The following is a 23,157-nucleotide window of genomic DNA, read 5'->3' as shown; positions in this document are numbered from 1 at the left end:
TTTGTTTATGAAAAACTAAAATAGCTGCACAATTAAAATAAAGATTACTAATAAGACAATATAAAACACGATAGCAACCGCGTCGCTTCCTTTCGGCTGATCCTTCTCTTTTGCCACTCCTTGCTCCTTCAGAAGCGCTTCGTACTTTCTCTGAAACAAATAAACGATAACGAAAAGACCGGCTGCTATGACAGCCAGATACACGACACGGTCCACAAGAGGGCCCCCCTGCACTACCTGCATGGTCACAAGAAACGCCGGTGATACCCAAAGGCCCAGAACACTGTATTTACGAAGACGGTTCACCGTCTTGCGCATGTCGTCTGTAACCGATGACTGTTTTGCAAAAATGCGGTAAATGAAAAGCAGCACCGAAAGTCCCGCCACCCCCATAGATAGCATATATGGCCACCCACCGGGATAACCTGCGGGAATGATGGCAAGCACCAGCCCGACCTGAAATAAATAATCAAACCGATTCTGTTTTCCTTCTTGAGGTGTATGAGACATTGCGACTCTCCTAACTCTATTCTCTTTTTCCAGGTAAATGAAACACCTCCACCAGCTTACCACGCTCTTTTTACGGAAACAAAACGGAGATGGTTTTTGATTTTTCATGAATCCGGCAGCCTTTAGCATGAATCTTTTCTTTATATCATGAAGTTCCCACCACTTTTCCTGAATCTATTCTTTTTTCCCTGAATCTACTGTTTTTTTCCTCAATCCACTGCTATTTTCCCGAAATCCATTCTTAATTTTCCTCAATCCTCCGTCTTATTCCCTGAATTCCCCAACACCCACCTGCACTCCCTCCTTCGCACAGAAAAAGCCGCCCCATCCCGGAGCGGCAGCCTGACTCTTACTCACGCAGTTTCATATCTTCCCTTTTCTTTACATCCTCCTCGTTAACCTCACCTTCTTCAAAGTACTCATCCTGATCATAGAAGCCTTCCATCTGCCCTTTTGACAGTTCCACTTCTTCTGCATTCCTCAGTTGTATGAGGTAGTCGTGTACCTCATCAAGCTCAGCCTGATCGAGATGATCAACGATTCTGTGAAGCTCTTGTTTATTCATGTCACTCATCCTTTACAAAACGTTGTACAGCTTCTTTTCCCAATTACCGCATCTTTCAATCCCCTCTTCTATCCATTGGAGGATTTCAAAACCTTCATCTAGAATGAAAGAAAAGAGACCTAAGACTTTAAAGGAGGCATCAGCCATGACCACCGATTTTTCAGAAAAGAAAGCAGTTGAACTCGACAGACAAGACCCCCTCTCCAAATACAAATCAGAGTTTTATATAAATGAAGGTACCATTTACATGAACGGCAACTCCCTCGGCCTTCTTTCCAAACGGGCCGAACAGGCACTCTACACCTCACTTGAGGACTGGAAAAATCAAGGGATTGACGGCTGGATGAACGGGGAAGAACCGTGGTTTTATTTCTCCGAAAAGCTCGGCCGAAAAACCGCCCCCCTTATCGGGGCCAAGCCTGAGGAAGTAATCGTGACCGGATCCATTACCGTGAATATTCACCAGCTTGTATCAACCTTTTACAAACCAACAAACAAGAAGACGAAAATACTCGCCGATGCGATCACATTTCCATCAGACATCTACGCCCTGAAAAGCCAGCTTAAACGAAACGGCTTTGAACCCGCTGAACACCTTATCCAGGTAGAAAGCGAAGACGGACAGACGCTGAATGAAGATTCGATTATCGAAGCGATGACTGATGACGTCGCTCTTATTCTGCTTCCATCTGTTCTTTACAGAAGCGGTCAGGTTCTCGACATGAAGCGTCTCACAGAGGAAGCCCGTAAGCGCGGCATCATCATCGGGTTTGACCTAGCTCACTCGATCGGTGCACTGCCGCACGACCTCCATGCCTGGGGCGTAGACTTTGCCATGTGGTGCAATTACAAGTACATGAACAACGGCCCTGGCGGTGTGGGCGGTCTCTACGTCCACGAGCGTCACTTCGGCACTGAGCCGGGGCTTGCCGGCTGGTTTGGATCGGATAAAGACAAGCAATTTGATATGGCTCATACGTTTACCCCGGCTCCTGATGCCGGTGCCTATCAGATCGGCACCCCCCACGTGCTGAGCACAGCTCCTCTTCTCGGTTCTCTTGAAATGTTCCTTGAAGTGGGAATCGACTTGGTAAGGGAAAAATCATTGTCACTGACCGATTACTTTATTACACTTGCGGACCAAAAGCTTGAAGGGCTGGGTTTTACCCTTGAAAACCCTCGAGAGCCTCACCGCCGGGGCGGGCACATATGTTTGAGACATGAAGAAGCTGCAAGCATATGTAAAGCCTTGAAAGCCAAGGGTATCGTCCCGGATTTCAGATCACCAGACGCCATCCGTCTTGCACCTGTCGCTTTTTATACAAGCTATCACGATGTTTGGCAAACTGTTGAAACCCTTGCTTCTATTATCAAAAACAAAGATCACAAAACGTATTCCAACAAACGGAACGTGATTGCATAAAAAAAGTCCGGCCAATCAGATTTCTGACAGGCCGGATTTTTTGATTATACGTCTAACGTTCACTGTCGCCGCCTCGGTCCCGGTGGGCAAGGTCATCGGTTACGCTAACGTCAGCAGCTTTTGTTTTTGAATCCTGCTCGTGGGGTCCGTCTTCCCCTTCATCTTTAGCATGCTCCATCTTTTCCGTATCTACAAGTTTCTCAAGGTATTCGTGAACAGCTTCCACCTGCTCTTCTGACAATTCATCAATCATTGTACGAACTTCTTCTTTTGTTGCTGCCATGTATAACATCCTCCTTGTTTCCATTGGGTTCAATAAAAGTGTTATACAGGGTATTCCCTTCTGCAGTGGAATTAATCTTTCTTTTACTGGTAAATTCTTTTTTTGGTCACAAAGTAGTACACAAGATACAAGCTGAGAATCGCTGCTGCCGCCCAGGCCGAAACGGCAATGGCCGGGTATTCTCCCTGCCTTTCAACGCCAATACCGATAAAGGCCCAGACAAGAACAAAGGAATAAAACGGATCACGGTTTGTGGCTGTAAACCAGATTCCAAGAGCCAGAGCCACAATCAGGAGCAGGATCGTCCACGTTACGTTTGAAAGAAACAGCCCTTCCTCAAAACCGAGGCTGTTAAAAACAACGCCTACATTCACGATCGTCGCTACCGAAACCCATCCCAGATAAACAGAGAACGGCAGGCACATAAAAAACGTCGTATGAGGGGTGAGCATAATCACCCTGTAGATAATGATCAGGCTGATAAGCAGACCAAGCATAGCTACCATTGTCAGGAGAAAGTATTCGTAGTGAAACAACAAAAGCCACGCTACGTTAAAAAAGCAGCTGATAACAAACCAGTACCCAATGTTTGCATACGCTTCCTCATCGGCAGGCCGGGCAAAAAACTGACGGATGACCCAGATGATCACGAGGAGATAGATCACACTCCATATGGAAAAAACATATCCTGCCGGAGTGAACAAGACATTTAACCTGTCTGAAATTTCCCCTGCCGTCTGACCGTTTATAGGCAGCGTATTGGAGAGCACATTTACAACAATCACAATAACGAGGGCAAAGACGTTCGTCCATTTGAGAATCTTTGATTGCTGGTAGTTCATCGTTTTTTCCCCTTTCGCGTATTATGTTTTTACCCGAATAAAGAAAAATAAAAAGTTCCTGTAGTCATACGTTATTCTGGGTGCATGTCATCATATGCATAACATAATGTTCAAAGAAAGAAGCATGCACCGGGGCATGCTTATAACATCCATTATTCATTTTCCATTTGGGCCGATTCCTCTGTTGAACCGGACGCTTTTTTCTTTGGTCCGGACGCTTCACCGTTCATCGAACGCCGTTGCCTGTTTTCTTTTTTTAGTTTCACAATGTAATGGTATACTTTACCTAATTCACGATCATCCAGATGATCGAGCATCAAACGGATTTCTTCTTTAGTATAGTACAAAATTGGCCTCCTTCCATGGCCTCGTCAACCTGGATCTTTAATTAAACGATTAGTATGCTGTACCCTCCAAAATAGAAAAACAAACCCTTCTCATCCATCATTATCCTTTAATCCAAAAGACAACCAGCTCAAAGTAATACCTCTCCTTTCCCTGCTCCCTGCTTTACTTTGCCGCTAAAAAAACATAAATACCCGAGGTTCAGACAGTGGAAATGCCGTTTCAAATACAGCAGTGAGGGAAGGTGAGTAGTTAGAAGCATTTCTATAGGAGGGGTCGTTTTGAAACGAGAAGAAACACAGGCACTTATCGAAGACGTAATGGACGTACTATCAGATGAAAGCGGATTCCTCGGTATCCGCGAAGAAGAGAAGCGTACAGAAGTATGCGCTTCGGCGAAGGAAATATTGAAAACAACAGATAAGATCATTAAAAGCTACATCCGGGTCTCCCGTGAAAAAAACGGCATTGTAAGAATCCCCGCATACCGGGTCCAGCACAACAACATCAGCGGCTTTTATAAAGGGGGAATCCGCTTTAACGAAAACGTAAGCGAGTCCGAAGTGGAAAACCTGGCTATTCTTATGACAATTAAAAATGCCCTTCACCGCCTGCCTTTCGGGGGGGCCAAAGGCGGGGTTCACATCAATCCAAAAGAATATTCCGATCGGGAACTGAACCTGATCGCAAAAAAGTATGTCCAGCGGTTTAAGCCGGACCTCGGACCGAATCACGATATTCCTGCACCGGATCTTGGCACAAACGAACGAATCATTGACTGGATGGTTGGCGAATACAAAACCATCCACCCCGGAGAAACGTATCTCGGTTCTTTTACGGGTAAAAGTGTGGAAAACGGGGGTGCCAAAGGGCGGCGCGAAGCTACCGGAAAAGGCACCTATCTAAGCTACCAGTGGCTTCTTAACGACTGGTTTAATGACCTTGCGGATAAAAATGAAGTGGAGCGGACCGGGCAGTGGCGTACTCTTGAGTACATTCACGAAGAATACACGGAAAAAGGCCACATAGATATTGCCATTCAGGGTTTCGGCAATGTAGGAAGCGTGGCAGCCAGAGAAGCGTTTGAAGATGAAAAACTCACCCACCACGTTGTAGCCGTGTCAGACCGGGAGGTGACTCTTTACAGTCAGGACGGCCTCAACATTGAAGTCCTCGATGCGTTCGGCTACAGTCACAACCGCCTTCCCAACACCCGGGAGGAACTTACAGATCTCGGCATTAAAGCGGATATTTACGAAGCAGCCGATGTGCTGACTTTAAGTTCGGATGTGCTTATTCTTGCAGCTGTGGAAGACCAGATTCACCGGGACAACATGAAAGCAATCCCTGCCCGGATTCTTGTCGAAGGAGCGAACGCACCTTTATCCCAGGAAGCGGATCAGTACTTTGAAGAGACAGGGAAAATCGTGATCCCTGATATTCTTGTAAACGCGGGCGGGGTAATCGTGTCCTATCTTGAGTGGAAGCAAAGCAAAATAACGGAGCACTACAGTGAAGACGAAATCATTGATGAAATGGCAGCCCAGATGACGGAGACGTTTAAGCGTGTGTACGATACGTATTTTTACTCTGAGGGCGAAACCATGCGTTTTGGCTGCTTCTATCTTGCGTTGGAACGGCTCACGAGCCTTCTTTATAAGCACGGCAAGCTGTTTTAGGTGTAATGATAAAAACCGGGCCCCTTTATGGAGGCCCGGTTTTTTATGAAGAATTTTTCGGTTTTATGGAGAACTTTGGGGTGTTTATGCAGAATTTCAGACGATTTATGGAGAACTTCCGGCCGTTTATGCAGAATTTCAAGCCACTTAAAGAGAATTCGTCACCATTCGACGCCCTCTGCTTCCACCCCCTAAACCTGCAGAAGCTCCTGAATATCATCCTTATTCAGAGACGTAATCGACGTCTCCCCTGTCTGAATCACTTTGTCCATCAGCTCCCGCTTCTGATCCTGAAGCTGGTGGATTTTCTCCTCGATCGTTCCCGCAGTTACAAGCTTCACCACCTGAACCACCTTCTTCTGACCGAAACGGTGGACCCGGTCCGCCGCCTGCTCTTCCACAGCCGGATTCCACCACGAATCAAACAAAATGACTGTATCCCCACCGGTGAGGTTGAGCCCGGTACCTCCTGCTTTTAACGAAATTAAGAACAGCGGCTTACCACCGGCGTTATACTCTTCCGTCATGGCAACCCGGTCACTGGACGGCGTCTTTCCATCAAGGTAGTGATACTCCCAGCCATGCTTTTCAAGCTCCAGCCTGATCATGGCGAGCATCTTCGTAAATTGGGAAAAGATCACGACCCGTTTCCCTGAAGGGACAGCTTCCTTCAGATACTCCATCAGGCGATCAAGTTTACCCGAGTTTCCGGTGTAATTTTCCATAAACAGCTTCGGGTGGCAGCAGATCTGCCGCAGCCTCGTAAGGCCTGCCAGAATTTTCATCCGGTTCTCCTGGAACGAGTCTTCCCGGATCGCCGTCTTCACTTCATTTCTAAGCATCTGCAGCTGAGCGAGGTAAACGGCTTTCTGGCTGTCACTGAGCTCCGTGAACTGGACGTTCTCAATTTTATCCGGCAAATCGGAAAGCACGTCTTCTTTCACACGGCGAAGGACAAAAGGCCGCACGCGTTTAGCTACGTCGGTTTCCTTCATTTCTTTAAATGCCTTCTTGCTCCGGAACAGCCCCGGCAGTACGACTTCAAAGATTGAATAAAGCTCATCCAGTGAATTTTCAATCGGAGTCCCGCTCAATGCAAACGCCTGGCTTGCCCGGATGGCTTTCACCGCCCTCGCCGTCTGGGTCCAGTCATTTTTAACATACTGGGCTTCGTCAAGAATAAACACCGAAAACACCGTTTTTATGTAGTGCTCCGTATCCCGCCGCAACAGCGGATACGAGGTGATCACAACGTCTGCTTCCTTCGCCCCTTCCAACAGGCTCAGACGCTCGGCTGAGGGTCCGGAAATCACCGCCGTGCTGAGTGACGGGGCAAACCGCTGAATTTCCTTTTGCCAGTTGTACACGAGACTCGATGGACATACGATCAGCGCCTGGCCTTCTTTTCCGTCCGCTTTTTCCGACAAAAGATACGCGATCGTCTGAATTGTTTTTCCAAGTCCCATATCATCGGCTAAAATACCGCCAAACCCATAAGTGCCGAGGGTTTTCAGCCAGCCGAATCCGACCTTTTGATACTCCCGCATGGTCGCATTCAGCGTTTCTGGAACGGTCGTATCCACTTCTTCAGGATGATAAATCCGCTCCAGCAGTTCCCGGAACCGTTTGCCTCGCTTGATGGATTCCGCCCCGGCCTCATCAAGCAAAAAAGCCTGCATGAGAGGCACCTGACTCTGCCGGGCGTAGCCATCCATCGGCGTCGGCATCTGCTCCAGAACTTGCTTCATGTTCGCGAAGCGCTCATCCTGGAGGTTCATGTAAGCACCGTTCGAAAGCTTATAGTACTTCCTGTTTTCAGCAAGAGCCGTAAGCATGGCCTCAATTTCCCCGCCTTCAATTCCTTCAAACTGAAAGGTAATATCAAGCAGGTTCATTCGTTCATTTTTTTCCACATGAATTTTCGGATCATCCACCGGTGTATGAATAAACCGTTGGACCTCGGAGGTGGTGTACACTTCCATCATCTCCGAAAGTACCGGCAATTCCACTAACAGAAAATCGAGCACATCCTCCCACACTTCCAGATAGAGCTCTTTGCCGTTGTACTTGAAGGGCAGGCTCTCGATCTGCGATAACAGAAGCATCTCTTTTTCCACATCCCGGACGACAATCTCTTCGCTGTCCGGCTGTTCAAGGTCGAATGGGGATAACGTCATGTCCCCGTAGACAAATTCGAGACGGGCTGTCGCCATGTCATCCACCATATCCACATACAGCTTTCCTGTAAGGGGTTCTGCTTTGATGAGCTGCTTTACGTCCGGGGCCACATCCACAGTTCCGACAGCCATAAGCTGAGGCAGCACAACGGAGGAGAAATCCATCATCTGCTCTTTCGGCACTGTCACCTCTTCAATATCCGCAAACTGACGGTCAATCGTGAGGAGCGTCCGCTTCTCTTCATCGGTAATAAAATAAAATGTCCCATCGAAAAACGCCACATTGTACTTTTCCCCGATTACCATCAGCTTCTCCTTGCTCGTAAACCGAAGCTGGTACTGCTGCCTCTCTTCATCCAAATACTGGAGGGTAAAATGAAGGGGGAGCTTCTCCGGATTGTACTCCACATCAAGTCCTGTGAAGTGATCCCCCGCCCCCATGTTCGTTTCTACCTTCACATCACACACCTTCAGTGCCTCAAGTGTGTCCTTTAAAAAAGAATTGGGAATCTGCATCCGCCGTTTGTCGTCATTTAAACCTGAGTTCCGGTAACCGAAAGACAGGATCTCCTCTTCCACGTGAAAGATTCTTGATAGCTGTCTGAACACACGAAGGTCCTCGTCCTTAAACGAGTAGTCGGACGGGTGGTATGTAAACAGCTTTGAAAACCGTACAGCATCGGACTGCTCCATGGCGAAAAGAAATTCCTTTATGTCTTTTACAACGTAGCGCCGTTTCGGCCCGATTTTCATTTCAAGGTCAATCGCCCCGCTATACGTCCCCCATGAGCTCGTAAGGTTCAGGGTAAACTCTACCTGGAGCTGCTCTTTTTCACTGAATGACTCCTTTTTCCGGTCGTAAACCTGATTGAAGCTTTCAATCAGACTTTTCGCATGATCCTTTCTTCCAACCGTGGCACCTGTCACCGGGGTAAGCCTGCCTCTCTTGTTCTTTCCCGCTTCGTGAAGGATCTGGAGTAAAAAGGCCGATAAATGTTTACAAAGACCCGGATAGGTATCAAAAGCCTGGCACGTGCACCTTGCGCTTGCAATGTCTATATTTCCATTGTTCACATCTACCATCACATCGTAATCGTCCATCCCGATGACGGTAGCTTCATAAACTTCTGCAACACTGGAAAAGGAAAGGTCCTCTACCGCACCATCTTCAAAGTAACGCCGGCCTCTTGAAAAAACGGTAGCTGAGCTTGAAGCATCTTTAATTCGGTCTTCCGTTAATCCTCTAAACACGGTTATCCTCTCCTGCCTGCTGGACAATCAAATTCTATGGATTTTCACTTTCATTGTAGGCTTATTCGTTCTTGAAAATACAGGATAACTCCCGGTTCCTTTCCTCATACTAAACACCAGGACAAAGGGTAAGTTTAAATTCCTTGTTTTTTCGGGAATAGTAAGACAACCCCACAAAAGAGCAGAGGTGAAAGCCATGAGTGTCATCATCCGAAGAATAGTGCGCCTTTTCCTGTTCAGCTTTCTTATGAAATTAGCATCCCGCTTTATCGGGCGTGCTGTAAACCGCATGACAGGAACCGCAAAACGATAATGGATAGAAGGAAGGGTCCCCCTCATAACGGGGTGCCCTTTTTTATTACGCTTTTGTCGGAACGCGGCTCTTCAGGGGACGTTTTTTTGTCCGCACATCTCACCGGGGAAGAACCTTTTGTTACTTACTTTTTAGCAGCATCAATTTCTTCCACGAGCAGAGACAGCTCTTCCCACCGCTCCATCGCCTGTTCAAGTTCTTCTTCTGCTTTTTGCTGTGCGGCATAAAGTTCCTGTACTTTTACAGAGTCACTGCCCGCGCTTACAATTCCTTCCTGAACCGTCTCAATCTTTTCTTCCAGTTTTGCAATGCGGTCTTCAATCGTATTCCACTCCTGCTGTTCCTTATAGGAAAGTTTCTTTGTTTTTTTACCGGCAGAAACAGGCTGTTCCGCCTTTGTCTCAACGGCCGGTTTCTCAAATGCCTGTTTTGCCTCAGCAAGTGACCCGTGCTCTGCCATGTAATCTGAATAATGGCCGAAAAAACGATCTACGTGACCCCGTCCTTTAAACACAAGAAGGCGGTCTACGACACGGTCAAGAAAATAACGGTCGTGGGAAACGGTAATGACCACTCCAGGGAACTGATCGAGGTAATCTTCCAGTATGCTCAACGTCTGGGTATCCAGGTCATTCGTCGGCTCATCAAGAAACAGAACGTTTGGCTCCCCCATCAGCACTCGCAAAAGATACAGACGACGCCTCTCTCCTCCAGACAGTCTCCGGATCACATTCCACTGCACCGGCCGCGGAAACATAAAACGCTCCAGCATCTGTTCAGCAGTAATCACGTCCCCGTCTGCCGTGTGGACAATTTCTGCCGCTTCTTTAATATATTCGATGACTCTCAGGTTTTCGTCCATTTCCTGATGATCCTGTGTATAATAGCCAATCTTCACCGTCTCACCCGTTTCCACATGACCTCCATCCGGCGCAAGGCGACCGGCTATGATATTTAACAGGGTTGATTTTCCCGTTCCATTCGGTCCGATGATGCCAAGACGCTCTCCCGGCACCACGAGATAGTCAAGGTCCGCAAACAACGTCTTTCCTCCCAGATGTTTTGTGACACCTTGGAGTTCAATGACCTTTTTCCCAAGACGGTTTGCCCCGATGGCAAAGTCAAGGTCCCGCTTCTCCCGGTCAAAAGATTCTTCCTGCATGGCTTCGGCCCGCTGGATCCGGGCTTTCTGCTTCGTTGTTCTCGCTTTTGCCCCCCGCTTCAGCCAGGCAAGCTCCCGGCGCAGAATGTTCTGGTGCTTGGCTTCCTGTATTTCCGACTGTGCTTCCCGCTCGGCTCTTTTTTCCAGGTACGTCTCATAATTTCCTTCATATGCGTACAGACTCCCGTGATCGAGTTCGAAGATATGATTGGTAACCCGGTTTAAAAAGTACCGGTCGTGAGTCACAAGAATAATCGCCCCTTTATACTGGGCAAGAAACTGCTCAAGCCATTCAATCGTTGCATTATCAAGATGGTTCGTCGGCTCATCCAATATAAGAATATCCGCCGGCTGAATCAGGGCTTTCGCAATAGCAACCCGCTTCTTCTGGCCTCCGGATAAATGTTGAATCTGCTTCGTAAAATCCGTAATCCCAAGCTTTGTAAGAACGGTTTTAGCGACAGTACTGGCTTCCCAAGCTTCATTTTCCTCCATACGTTCCTGCTGCCTCATCACTTGTGCCTGAAGCTTCTCACTTGATGGATCTTTTTCAAGCTCATGGGAAGCCTTCTCATAATCACGCATGACCCGCATAATGGTTGAATCCCCGTAATAGATCTGTTCAAGTACCGTTCGTTCAGGATCGAGTTCAGGCTCCTGAGGCAGGTATTCAATATGAAAGTCGTTGGCATGGTCCATCCTGCCCCCCTCTGAGCTCTCAATCCCGGCCAGTACTTTCAAAAGCGTTGACTTCCCTGTCCCATTTACACCTAAAAGGCCGATTCGCTGCCCTTTTTTAATGGAAAAAGAAAGGTTGTCAAACAACACTTTTTCACCATATGTTTTTGTTAATCCGTCCACAGATAAAATCGTCATCGGTTTACCCCTTTGAAGTCGTTATCATAATCATCCCTTTATTGTAGCTCATTTTTTGCCGGTTTGAAAAATCTTTTTTAAAACATTTACTTTGCCCTATTCTCAACCCTTACATTATTTAGTAGTATGGTAACTATCATAATTATTCGGAAGTATTACATATTCTCACACAACCTTTATTTTTCACTGCCAGGAGGATACCTATGAAGAGGTTACAAATCTATATGATCCTGATCGCCCTCCTGACCATTGCAGGATGCACAGCACAACCAATGGAGAGTAAAGAATCGTTCTTTAAGGACAGACAACTTGAGGAAGCTGTCAGAGATGCTCTCGGCCAGCCGGAAGGCGATCTCACAGAAACAGGTCTCAGCCAGATAAGGACCCTCCATGCTTTTGAGCGTGACATTAAAAGTCTCGAGGGGATCGATGTCCTTACGTCTCTGGAAGAACTGATCATATTTGGAAACGAAATCGAAGACATCACTCCTCTCCTCGATCTCCCGAGTATTGAGAGTGTGGATATTGAAAACAACCCTCTGAACCTTTCTGTAGGCACAGAGTCATACAGCGTTGTAAGAACCCTCATCGACAATGATGTGTTTGTTTTTATTGACGAGGAACGTTTCGCCCTCGATATGGAGCCTTCCCGCGGGATCTTTTACGAAGTTACCCACGGGGAAAAAACAGTTTACCTTCTTGGATCGATTCACATTGGGTCAGAAGAGCTTTATCCGCTCAATGATGAGATTGAAGAGGCATTTGAATCCTCATCCGCCGCTGCATTCGAAATTGACTTTAATGAACTCTCTGATGAGCGCATGATGGAACTGGCCACAGAAGCAGGAATGCTGGGTCCCGGCGAGGAGCTTCAGGATTACATTACAGAAGAAGAATTCAAACGACTGGCCTTCCTTCTCCGTCCGTTTGGTGTATCAAGCGATGACCTGTCACAATTCAAACCATGGTACGTTCAGGAATTCCTTTTATCCATCGTCTCCATGACGGCCGGATACTCTCCTGAGCTTGGGATTGACATGCACTTTCTCGAACGGGCATCTGATGATGGAAAAGAAATCATCGGCCTTGAAACGGCAGAAAGCCAATTGGCCGTCCAGGAAACACTCACCCTCGATACCCAGGGAGAAATGCTGAGTGAAACCCTCGAAGAGTATGATGAACTCGGAGATGAACTGCTGGAACTCATGGCCATGTGGCGTCTCGGTGACCACGAGTCCCTTACCGAACTCCGTTACGCAGAAGACGATGCACCGGAAGACTATCAGGAATACATCCGCATGCTTACAGATGACCGCGACCGGGCAATGACCGATAAAATTTCAGAGTTCCTCGAAAGCGGTGAACACGACACTTACTTTGTCGTTGTGGGCGCCATCCACCTCCTCGGGGAAAACAGCATCACAGACCTCCTTGAGCAAAGAGGATACGATGTTGAATTAGGTCTCGATCCACAGGAGACGGAAGAGGAAGCAGTATAAAAAATGGAACCGCACTCTCAAACAGGGAGTGCGTTTTTTGTGTTGGACGTATCTACTTTTAGCTAAACGACTAAAAAAACAGACGAAACTGTTAATTGGGGTGATGAAGCCGTTAATGGGGCGGTGCAACCCGGTAATTGTGGCGCCGAAGCCGTTAACAGGCCGGGAGAAACTGTTAATGTGCGAGATGCAGTCCTCTAATGCAGCCCGGCAGTGGTGCGATATCATCTAAACGTAAAATGTCGTCTTGGAAGTGTAAAAAACGGTGCTCTAACTGTAAAATAGCCGGAGCCAAGTGTAAAATAGCACGAGCTAAGTGCAAAAATGATGGATGTAAGTGTAAAAAGCGCAAAACTTAAGCCGCCGGGAGTAGTGAATCCCGGCGGCTTCGTTTAGCAGCCTTCTTTTTTACACTTAGCTGCCATCATTTTACGGTTAGCATCTCTCTTTTTACGGTTAGCATCTCTCTTTTTACACTTATTTCATCGTATTTTACGGTTACCCTCCACATCACCGTATTAAGCTGTCCCCGCGAAAAAACCGCCTCCCTCACTCTGAGGAAAGCGGCTTTATCTCTTTTAACTGTATAATTACACGACTTTTTGAACCAAGTCCACTACTCTTCTTTCTTCTTCCCCAGCTTCAGCTTGCTCAAATCCACATCACGGCTCTTGATATCATTCGGGTCAAGGCCATTACCGAGAGATCCGTATGCCGCAGCCCTCGTCGGGTCCACAAGCTGATCCTGCTCAAAGTAAACCCGTGGTGTTTTCCACAGCGCAATCATTGCCTTACTCATCGGCATTTCGTGATAGCGATCCGGCCACATATCTTTAATGCGGCGCTTCACAATCGGGTAATACTTCGGATTCATACCCGGGAACAGGTGATGCTCCGTGTGGTACGAAAAGTTAAAGTGAAGCACATCCACCCACTTCGGCACCGTGACCGTCAGGCTGTTCGCAAGAGGATCATTAACCGGCACAAGGGGATTCAGGCGGTGATTTGTTGAAATATACGCCATGACAATAAAGTTAGCAATCAATAGGGGCAGCAGGAATGCAAAGATCCACTTAACCGGCCCGATCCACAACAGAAGTCCGATCCATGTCGCCCAAGGAAGGATAAACTGGACCCACACCTTGACCTGCTTTTCTTTATTAAAGTCCTTAATATACGTGACAAACATATGTGAAGAATGAAGGGTAAATGTAAACGCCAGAGCGATAAAGCCCGACAGTGCCCGGATCGTAAACGGAATGCGGTACATCCAGCGCAGGAAACGGCTTTTCGCCAGCTTATTCACCGACGGCCATGCATCAGGGTCCTTATGCTCATCCTGTGTGTGGTGATGGTGCTCCATATTATGCCATTTCTTCCACAGTTCCGGACCGGTTGTCAGAGGCCAGAATGCCACAGCGCCGAGGAAATTACGGAGCCACCGCTTTCTCACAACCGTGCCATGGAGAATTTCATGGCCTAAAAAGCCAAGGGAAGCAAAGCTTGAACCAAGTACCCCTGCAATCAAAAATTTAAGCCAGATATTTAAGTCAAAAAACGCAATGGAGAAAATACCTCCAAGAGCAATCACAGCATAAATCAATCCGCCCCACAATCGTCCAGGTACAGCCTTAAACGCCTTTTTCGGCATATGCGGCGATACCCTGGCAGCATACCATCCGAATGAATGAAACTCGGCTTGTTCTGCGGGCTTATTATTTTCCATATAAACTCACTCCCCAGTGTAAATTTCAATTTTCCGATATTTCGTACTAAACCTGATCTAAACGCTTTCCTTAATCCTACCAAAGGAAAGGGTGCAAATGCAATGGTTTTTTATTACCAGGTACTAAAACTTGGTCTTAGTTTACCATGCCTCACTCTCTATTGATATGAGCATAAAGGAGCGATTAGGATTTATACTAAATGGCGGAGGTGAAGACGATGGATAAAAACAAACAGCCTTATGCCACACACAAAGAAGATGAAACGGAACAGTACCCGAAAACAAGTGTCAAAGACGCCCACTACCGGGGAGATTCCGCTGATGAACTGAGTGCACTTGAAGAAGCAAACCACGACATGGCCGCAAAAGAACTGGGCCAGCAGAACGAAAACGGAGCAGGGAACTAATATCCAACCAAAAGATGATGTCTCAATAGGTAAGTAGATTGGCAATGGCTGACGCACGCTGCTCGCCCCGCAGGAGAAACACACTCCTGCCATACTCTTTAAAAAGGGCAGCGGCTCCACTGCTCCAAATATTAACACAAAAGGGAAAAACCAATCTTTGGGTCAACATCACAAAAAGCCTCTCTTTGGAAGAAAAAGAGAGGCCGCTTTCATATCATTATTTTATTGAATTTCCCACCGGGGCTGTGCTACAATAAATGCACTTGTGTAGTTTATTCCATTTAGTTAAAATTTATCCAATTATAGTTTACTACACTTCCTCTATTGAAGTCAACTATTTTTAAAGGAGTGGTCTTGTGAGCAGCGAAAACGAGCAGCGGCTTACCGAACAAACCCGCGTCGACCGGGTCGTGAACAGGATTGAACAAAAACAAAAGGTGCTCAAAGAAACCTCCACCGAATTAAAAAAAGACATTATTGATGTACGAAAAAGCTTCTGGGACGACGTTACCGTCAACCTGGACGACCCTGATGATGTAATTGAAACCCAGGCCAGCCTTAAACAGCAGGCTGAATTTTTATCTGAACGGGAACGCAGTCACGGACAGCAGTCCGAACGCATGAAAACCCTCGAGGATCTCAGGGATTCTCCTTATTTTGGCCGGATCGACTTTCAGGAAAACGGAGAACCGCAAGCAGAACCCATCTACATCGGGATCTCCTCCCTCATGGACGAAAACGATGAGGACTTCCTGATATACGACTGGCGCGCACCCATTTCAAGCATGTACTACAACTATTCCCCCGGACCGGCGGAATACGAAACGATGGACGGCACCATCGAAGGGGAAATAACCCTCAAGCGCCAGTTCATTATACGAAACGGCCAGATCAAAGGTCTCTTCAACACAGGTGTAACCATCGGGGACAAACTGCTCCAAAACCTGTTAGGCAGCGAATCAAGCCCCCAGATGCGAACCATCGTCTCCACCATTCAAAAAGAACAAAACAAAATCATCCGCAACGAGCGAAGCCGCTACCTCGTTGTGCAGGGCGTGGCCGGCAGCGGTAAAACGAGTGCCGCCATGCAGCGCGTCGCCTACCTGCTTTACGCACACCGGGAGTCTCTCACCTCCGAAAACATGGTCCTTTTCTCCCCAAACCCCCTGTTCAACAGCTACGTGGCAACCGTACTGCCTGAACTGGGTGAAGAAAACATGTGGCAGACCACCTATAACGAATACGTGCAAAAAGAGCTCGGTGCCACCTTCCGCGTAGAAGATCCCTTTGAGCAGATGGAATGGTTTCTTGAAGCTTCTGAAACAAGCGCTGACCAATACCGCAACGAGGCCGTGCAGAGAAAATCGTCACTGACCTTCAAAGACCTTATCGACAAGTATGTAAAAAGCCTTGAAACGGACGGCATCCACTTCCAAAACGTCCGGTTCCGTGGTGAAACGCTCATCGATAAAAACGACATCCAGACGTATTTCTATTCTCTCGACGGCTCCATCTCCATTCCAAACCGGATGGATCTCACATATGAGTGGCTCATGCAGAAAATCAAAGCTGTTCAGCGCACAGAATGGGAAAAGCTCTGGGTGGAAGAAGAAATCCAGCTCATGGACAAAGAGGAATACCTGGAAGGCTTCAGAAAGCTTGAAAAGGACAAGGAGTTCAGCGGCGCTACATTCGATGACTTTGACCGCGAGCGAGAATGGCTGAGCAAACGCGTTGTCAAAAAACGTCTTCTCCCGTTGAAGCAAAAAATCAAAAAACTCGCCTTCGTAAACGTCGTGAAAACATACAGAGATTTTTATACCGAGCTCAAAAACGATCCTGATTGGGAAGCGATCGCTGAAGCGACGATCGAAAACATCCATAAGAAGAAGCTTCTGTGGGAAGATGCAACAGCGTACCTGTATTTTCTTGACCGCCTTAAAGGACGCCGGCCCCTTACCCATATCAGGCATGTGTTTATTGATGAAGCCCAGGACTACTCGCCGTTTCAGTTTGCCTATTTAAAGGATCTCTTCCCTCAGGCCAAAATGACGCTTCTCGGTGATGTGCACCAGTCCATCTACCTTCACGCCATCACGAACCCGACGCCCATCAGTGAGGGGCAGGAAGAAAAAGCAGAGCGAATCACCCTGATGCGCAGCTACCGCTCCACACGGCCGATCGTCACGTTTACGTCCCAGCTCATTGAAGGCGGCGAAGAAATCATCCCCTTTACAAGGGATGGAGAAAAACCCGCTTACATTGAAACGTCTTCCCAGCAGGAAATGCAAAAACGTACGCTCAAGCTTGTGAAAAATCTGTTCACAAAACAGCACGAAACTGTGGCAGTAATCTGTAAAACATCAAGGGAGAGTGAAGCCGTAAGCGCCTATTTAAGTGAGCACTTTGAATACGTACAGCTCATCGGCAAAGAGACACACACTTACAAAAAAGGCCTCGTTGTCATCCCGGCCTACCTTGCCAAAGGAATTGAGTTCGATGCCGTCATTCTCTACAACGCATCACACACCCATTACGCCAAAGAGTCCGAGCGCAACCTGTTCTATACCGCCTGCACCCGGGCCATGCACGAGCTTTACATCATCTCAAACGGCGGTATGAGCCCCCTGATGAAGCGAGTCGACCGGAACACATACGAAACTATCTAATAAAGGCTGTCTCATAAGGTCGATCATTGCCTTAAGAGACAGCCTCTTACTCTATTGTTTCCTCTCCATTCAATTCCATCTAGAATCCGGACAAACTTCTGGCATATTCAAGAGGCTTTGTTAACACTTTGATCTGCAGCTCTGGATCATGATCTTGATAAGCTAAAATTAAATGGTTATGAAGAGCATTCATTTCGAGAATCCATATATTTCTCTCACTGTCTATGATAACATCCAGCCCCACGTCACCGAGATGTCCCAATTTGTCTTCTACTGCTTCACACGCCTCAATGCACCGTTCTACCATTCTTGAATATAAAGCCTCTGCCTCCTTTTTACTGAGGTTTAAGCTCATTTTCATTACTTCAGTACCAGAGGAAATGAGGGAAACATGATTCGTAACGATGACTCCCCTTTTTCCAACCTTGGCCACAACACCGGTTTCTGTCCAGTTTCTATTTCTCCCCTTTTGAATAATGACCCGGTAATCAACCGGCTTACCTTCATACATTAAGGGAACGCTTTGTTGAATCAGGTATCTTCTTTTCATCTTTTTTTCGTTAAAGATCGCCAGAACTTCTCCTATTTCCTCACATTCATGCTTAATTCCTTTACTCTCTGACAGCACGTAGCCAGCAGAAGTTTTATCCAGCTTAAAGCACCCTTTTCCCAAGTTCCCGTTTATAGGTTTTAAATAGACAGATTGATATTTATTAAGCATCTCCGTTACTTTTTCCTGCGTTGAGAAAAACATCGTGTCCGGGGTGTGGGCATAGCCGGCACTTACCAGTTTTTTATACAGCTTCCACTTGTTCATCCTTTTAGAGTTAAATATCATTACATTAAAAGATTTCCGGAGCTTTCTCAATGTTTTTTTCGCTGCCCCCGTCCTGCGGTAAACGACACTCGGTATCGGAAACACCGCCTCTTTCCAAACGTCTTCACTTTTATCGTAATAAAGTCCGGATATCGTTTTATTGTTGAAATCAATGGCATTCTCACAAAATAAAAATACGAGACCGCCTTCTCTCATATAGCTCTGTACCGGCTCCTTCCACACAGACTCAAATCCCCGCTTCGTATGCATAGCTATTCTTCTTTCCGAAACAAGTACTCCTGTCACAGGCCCTATATGAAAGTCTTCTCCTGCAAGTTTCACCTCGTACGGGAAAGTATCCGGAATGCCTCCTCCAGGTAAAAGTGATGCTGATAAAACAACATGATTCTTTTTTACCGCATCCGTTGGCTCGACTGTCACAATGATTGAAAAAGCCCCAATATGGAGGGCCACCTCACTACCTGTAAAGGTCATTTGCTCATAATTCTCTCTTGCTAAAAGTACACAATTATTACGAAGTGTTGAATCCCAGATTATATACAACGTTATCTACTCCTCTCTACTCTATACAATGCCCGTACAAATAAAACGAAACGGTCATATGTGGAGGTGAAAACTGAGAGAGAAAAATAGGCAGAACATAATATAATAAACTTTTTCACCAGGCGGAAGCCGATGAAAAATCCCTATCCAGAAAACATAGCAATCTCTATCTGACGACACTTCTTTAAACACAGGATTTAACGTTTTTCAGGCATAAAAAAAACAGCAGGACCTCCCCGGGCCTGCCGCTTCTTGTTTATTTTCGTTTGACATCTACCAGGCGTCCACGATTGAGCTGCTGCTGCCTAAGCTCAACACCCGCTTCTTTCGCCGCCCGTTTTAAATCACGCTCTTCCCTCGGCTGTACTAGAGAAATCACCGTTCCATCCTGTTTGTTCCGGCCGGTCCGCCCGGAGCGGTGAATGTACTGCTTCGCGTCACGCGGCACATCCATTTGAATCACATGGGTCAACTCCTGAATATCGAGTCCGCGGGCTGCGAGGTCCGTTGCCACCATCAGTGACGTGTCACCTGAACGGAACCGCTTGATCGCCTGCTCACGCTCCTGCTTTTTTGTCTCTCCGTGCAGCACACTTACATCTATCTTTTTAAACTGAAGCTTCTCACCGATTACGTTCACTTCCCCGATGTCGTTCACAAAGGCCAAGGCTTTAATCGACTGGTTTTTCACGAGGCTGTTCACTACTTCGATCTTTTCCCGTGCTTCACATACCACATACACATGCTCCACGTTCCCCGTTGCAATCTGGTCTTTTCCAACACGGACAACTTCAGGCTCACTCATCAGCGTAGCCGCCTTTTTTTCCACCTGCTCAGGCACTGTGGCTGAAAACAGAAGCAGCTGACGGTCTTTCAGCGTTGACTTGATGATCTGCTCAATTGTTTTTTCGTGCTCAGGAATGAGGAGCTGGTCTCCTTCATCAAGAACAACGGTTCTCACTTCGTGCATCTTCAGCTTTTTGATCTTGATCAGCTCGGCCAGACGTCCCGGCGTTCCTGCGATGATTTGCGGCTTCTTTTTCAGCTTCTCCAGCTGGCGTTTCGTGTTTGCCCCGCCGATAAATGACGCAGACTTGATGCCGCTTCCCTGAGACCAATTCTGAATCTGTTCCAGTATTTGCATCACCAGTTCCTGTGAGGATGCTAAAATAACCGCCTGCACGTCCTTCTTTTCCGGGTCGATTTGATGTAAAATCGGCAAGAGGTAGGCTAACGTTTTGCCCGTCCCGGTCGGCGATTCGGCGATCACATCTTTTTTCTCCAGAACAAGAGGTGCTGCCACTTCTTGAATCCGGGTCGGTTCAGTAAAGCCTGCTTTTTCCCAGGCTGTTTGAATAAACGGTTTTAAGTTGCTTGTATAATCGCTCATATTGTTCTCCTTTATGTTTCATCTACCCCTGAGTGTACCCTACCAGAGGGCATAGAGTAAAGAAGAGGACAGCTGTGGATGTATTAAGCTCCTTTTTTAAAATTGTTAGCTATACAAAGTATTGATGTGGCTGCTGCCTCCATGCCTTTCGCTTTCCGCGGGGGCGCCGGCATTCCGACTGCACCACCTTCTCTGTAAAGGCGACTTCAAAGTACAGATTAGGAACAAAAAAGGTTCCGCCTACATCTCCACCGACAATTGAAACCTTTTAACTATCTACCAAAAAATTGTTTTCAAAACAAAAATCCAGTCCTATCGGCTGGTAATGTTTCGTTGATTGGAATATGGGACACTCTTGAGGAAATAAGTGAGAGTCCGTCTTAGGTTTGGCTTTATTTTTGTGATGTGCAAAAAGTCCTTGTTGTTATAAAAGAAGTGTTGATTGAAGCGAATGCGTGACACTCCTGCGGGAGGAGCGGGTTCCAGGGAGACCCCGCAAGCGCGCAGCGCTGAGGAGGCTCCCGACCCGCCCGCGGAAAGTGCAATGAGCGGAAATCAACACGTAACTCTTCTGAGAAAAGTGACTTTTTCAGTGCATCGGCAGTTCTGAAGAGGCTCGGCGCCAGGCCGCGGAAAGCGAAAGGCATGCAGGCAGCACCAACAATCTTTAATAAATGTAGAAAGCCAACAACATAACAAAACAACAAAGAATCAATAGAGGATGTGCGTGTAATGAGTATTTTAACAGTAAAGAATTTAAGCCACGGTTTCGGTGACCGTGCCATCTTCCATGACGTCTCCTTCCGTCTCTTAAAAGGCGAACATATCGGACTCATCGGAGCAAACGGGGAAGGTAAATCCACGTTTATGAACATCATCACAAGAAGTCTTGAGCCGGACGAAGGAAAAGTCGAGTGGGCCAAAAACGTCCGCGTCGGTTTCCTTGATCAGCATACCGTTCTGGAAAAAGGCCTCACCATCCGTGACGTATTAAAGAGCGCCTTTCAATACCTGTTCGACATGGAAAATGATATGAACGCTCTTTACGAAAAAATGGGAGACTCCTCTCCAGAAGAACTCGAAAAACTTCTCGAAGAAGTTGGCACGATTCAGGACATGCTCACAAACAATGACTTCTACACCATTGATGCGAAGGTCGAAGAAATCGCACGAGGTCTCGGTCTTGATGAAATCGGCCTTGAGCGCGACGTAAACGATTTGAGCGGCGGACAGAGAACGAAAATCCTGTTGGGTAAACTGCTTCTCGAAAAACCGGACATTCTGCTTCTCGACGAGCCCACCAACTATCTGGACGAGCAGCACATCGAGTGGCTGAGGCGCTACCTGCAGGAATATGAAAATGCATTCATCCTGATTTCACACGACATTCCGTTCCTGAACAGTGTCATCAACATTATCTACCACATGGAAAATCAGGAGCTTACCCGTTACGTCGGTGATTACGATCACTTCATGAGCGTCTATGAAATGAAAAAGCAGCAGCTTGAATCCGCTTATAAAAAACAGCAGCAGGAGATTGCCGGGCTCAAAGACTTCGTTGCCCGAAACAAAGCACGAATCTCTACTCGAAACATGGCCATGTCCCGTCAAAAGAAGCTCGATAAAATGGACGTGATCGAACTTGCCCAGGAAAAACCAAAGCCTGAGTTTCACTTTAAAAAAGCCCGTACATCAGGAAAGCTGATTTTTGAAACGAACGAGCTTGTGATCGGGTATGACGAGCCGCTGTCACGACCGTTGAACCTCCGCATGGAGCGGGGCCAGAAGCTCGCTCTTGTAGGAGCAAACGGAATCGGGAAAACCACCCTCCTCCGCAGTATTTTAGGGGAAATCAAGCCGATCTCAGGAACCGTTGAACGCGGAGAGCACCTTCACATCGGCTACTTTGAACAGGAAATCAAAACGTCGAACAACAAAACGTGTATCGAAGAAGTATGGGACGAGTTCCCGTCCTTTAACCAATACGAAGTCCGATCGGCTCTTGCCAAATGCGGTCTTATGACAAAACACATTGAAAGTAAAGTCAGCGTGCTGAGCGGCGGGGAAAAAGCCAAGGTCCGCCTTTGTAAACTCATCAACAATGAAACAAACCTGCTCGTACTCGATGAGCCGACCAACCACCTTGATGTAGATGCGAAAGCTGAACTCAAGCGGGCGCTTCAGGAATTCAAAGGAAGCATTCTCATCATCAGTCACGAACCTGAATTTTACGAAGACATTGTAACCGACGTGTGGAACTGCGAAGACTGGACCACGAAGGTGTTTTAAAGAATGTTGAGTATCCTCTATACCTGAGTTACTCTGTCTCCAAATCAAAGAGTTGGTGCAACCCAGCGTCAACTTTCAACATAATCAATATTTATCCTGGAATTATGAGAGAATGCTGACGGAGTTTTGATTCTTTGATGTGCTAGGTTATTGGCGTTAAAAAAGAGTGCTGGTTGGAGCGAATACGCGACACTCCTGCGGAAGTGCGCGACAGGCGAGACCCCGCAGGGGCGAAGCCCAGAGGAGGCTCGGCGCGAGTCCGCAAAAAGGGAGCGTATTCCGTTCAATGAAGCTGAGTTTGAATTCTTTTTCAGGGAGCATTTAACAAAAAGAACTTTAATAATAACTTCACGCGGTTTTCATACCGCCT

At 47.0% G+C, this 23,157-nt stretch carries 17 protein-coding genes; 7 read left to right on the top strand and 10 right to left on the bottom strand.

What is annotated here, in order from left to right:
* Positions 1–15 precede the first annotated feature (15 nt).
* Together JSY36_RS04585 and JSY36_RS04580 are read right to left on the bottom strand one after the other, a co-directional pair.
* Entirely contained in the window at positions 16–510 is a 495-nt protein-coding gene (locus JSY36_RS04585) for a hypothetical protein (protein WP_205165435.1), read from the bottom strand.
* Between the two features lie 349 nt (positions 511–859).
* On the bottom strand, positions 860–1,075 hold the full coding sequence (locus tag JSY36_RS04580) for a hypothetical protein (RefSeq protein WP_122900647.1): 216 nt from the start codon (positions 1,073–1,075) through the stop codon (positions 860–862).
* A gap of 145 nt (positions 1,076–1,220) precedes the next feature.
* Between JSY36_RS04580 and kynU the strand changes: the two genes are divergently transcribed.
* On the top strand, positions 1,221–2,498 hold the full coding sequence (kynU, locus tag JSY36_RS04575) for a kynureninase (RefSeq protein ID WP_205165434.1): 1,278 nt from the start codon (positions 1,221–1,223) through the stop codon (positions 2,496–2,498).
* 52 nt (positions 2,499–2,550) lie between these two features.
* On the opposite strand, the gene JSY36_RS04570 is transcribed toward kynU, so the two are convergent.
* The 3 genes from JSY36_RS04570 to JSY36_RS04560 form a co-directional block, all read right to left on the bottom strand.
* Positions 2,551–2,781: a hypothetical protein gene (locus JSY36_RS04570; protein ID WP_122900643.1), complete on the bottom strand. Its 231-nt coding sequence runs from the start codon at positions 2,779–2,781 to the stop codon at positions 2,551–2,553.
* Between the two features lie 83 nt (positions 2,782–2,864).
* Positions 2,865–3,623, bottom strand: a complete 759-nt coding sequence (locus tag JSY36_RS04565) for a TspO/MBR family protein (protein ID WP_205165433.1) — start codon at positions 3,621–3,623, stop codon at positions 2,865–2,867.
* Positions 3,624–3,775: 152 nt separating this feature from the next.
* A complete protein-coding gene (locus JSY36_RS04560) occupies positions 3,776–3,970 on the bottom strand; it encodes a hypothetical protein (protein ID WP_122900639.1) in 195 nt (64 codons plus the stop codon).
* Positions 3,971–4,249: 279 nt separating this feature from the next.
* Between JSY36_RS04560 and JSY36_RS04555 the strand changes: the two genes are divergently transcribed.
* Positions 4,250–5,647, top strand: coding sequence for a Glu/Leu/Phe/Val family dehydrogenase (locus JSY36_RS04555; protein WP_122900637.1), 1,398 nt, complete (start codon positions 4,250–4,252; stop codon positions 5,645–5,647).
* A 191-nt stretch (positions 5,648–5,838) separates the two neighbouring features.
* Here JSY36_RS04555 and JSY36_RS04550 read toward each other — a convergent pair whose 3' ends face one another.
* The gene (locus JSY36_RS04550; RefSeq protein WP_205165432.1) at positions 5,839–9,075 is read right to left on the bottom strand and encodes an SNF2 helicase associated domain-containing protein; all 3,237 of its coding nucleotides are present in this window, start codon (positions 9,073–9,075) and stop codon (positions 5,839–5,841) included.
* Between the two features lie 437 nt (positions 9,076–9,512).
* Positions 9,513–11,426: an ABC-F family ATP-binding cassette domain-containing protein gene (locus JSY36_RS04545; protein WP_205165431.1), complete on the bottom strand. Its 1,914-nt coding sequence runs from the start codon at positions 11,424–11,426 to the stop codon at positions 9,513–9,515.
* 203 nt (positions 11,427–11,629) lie between these two features.
* On the opposite strand from JSY36_RS04545, the gene JSY36_RS04540 reads away from it, so the two are divergent.
* Together JSY36_RS04540 and JSY36_RS04535 are read left to right on the top strand one after the other, a co-directional pair.
* Positions 11,630–12,925, top strand: coding sequence for a TraB/GumN family protein (locus tag JSY36_RS04540; protein WP_122900631.1), 1,296 nt, complete (start codon positions 11,630–11,632; stop codon positions 12,923–12,925).
* A gap of 37 nt (positions 12,926–12,962) precedes the next feature.
* Positions 12,963–13,157 carry a hypothetical protein gene (locus JSY36_RS04535; RefSeq protein WP_205165430.1) on the top strand — a complete coding sequence of 65 codons (195 nt, stop codon included), beginning with the start codon at positions 12,963–12,965 and terminating at the stop codon, positions 13,155–13,157.
* A gap of 384 nt (positions 13,158–13,541) precedes the next feature.
* Here the strand turns inward: JSY36_RS04535 and desB are convergent, their stop codons facing one another.
* A complete protein-coding gene (desB, locus tag JSY36_RS04530) occupies positions 13,542–14,651 on the bottom strand; it encodes a Delta(10) desaturase DesB (protein ID WP_122900630.1) in 1,110 nt (369 codons plus the stop codon).
* A 218-nt stretch (positions 14,652–14,869) separates the two neighbouring features.
* On the opposite strand from desB, the gene JSY36_RS04525 reads away from it, so the two are divergent.
* On the top strand, positions 14,870–15,058 hold the full coding sequence (locus JSY36_RS04525) for a hypothetical protein (RefSeq protein WP_205165429.1): 189 nt from the start codon (positions 14,870–14,872) through the stop codon (positions 15,056–15,058).
* A 356-nt stretch (positions 15,059–15,414) separates the two neighbouring features.
* Positions 15,415–17,727 carry an RNA polymerase recycling motor HelD gene (gene helD, locus JSY36_RS04520; RefSeq protein WP_205165428.1) on the top strand — a complete coding sequence of 771 codons (2,313 nt, stop codon included), beginning with the start codon at positions 15,415–15,417 and terminating at the stop codon, positions 17,725–17,727.
* A 79-nt stretch (positions 17,728–17,806) separates the two neighbouring features.
* On the opposite strand, the gene JSY36_RS04515 is transcribed toward helD, so the two are convergent.
* Both JSY36_RS04515 and JSY36_RS04510 read right to left on the bottom strand, forming a co-directional pair.
* Positions 17,807–19,108: a YheC/YheD family endospore coat-associated protein gene (locus JSY36_RS04515; protein WP_205165427.1), complete on the bottom strand. Its 1,302-nt coding sequence runs from the start codon at positions 19,106–19,108 to the stop codon at positions 17,807–17,809.
* A 256-nt stretch (positions 19,109–19,364) separates the two neighbouring features.
* Positions 19,365–20,498 carry a DEAD/DEAH box helicase gene (locus JSY36_RS04510; RefSeq protein WP_205165426.1) on the bottom strand — a complete coding sequence of 378 codons (1,134 nt, stop codon included), beginning with the start codon at positions 20,496–20,498 and terminating at the stop codon, positions 19,365–19,367.
* A 732-nt stretch (positions 20,499–21,230) separates the two neighbouring features.
* On the opposite strand from JSY36_RS04510, the gene JSY36_RS04505 reads away from it, so the two are divergent.
* On the top strand, positions 21,231–22,787 hold the full coding sequence (locus JSY36_RS04505; protein ID WP_205165425.1) for an ABC-F family ATP-binding cassette domain-containing protein: 1,557 nt from the start codon (positions 21,231–21,233) through the stop codon (positions 22,785–22,787).
* Positions 22,788–23,157: the final 370 nt, after the last annotated feature.

The sequence above is a fragment of the Alteribacter salitolerans genome (genome assembly GCF_016901055.1).
GTDB lineage: Bacteria > Bacillota > Bacilli > Bacillales > Salisediminibacteriaceae > Alteribacter > Alteribacter keqinensis.
This window is presented reverse-complemented; position numbering and strand designations above follow the sequence as displayed.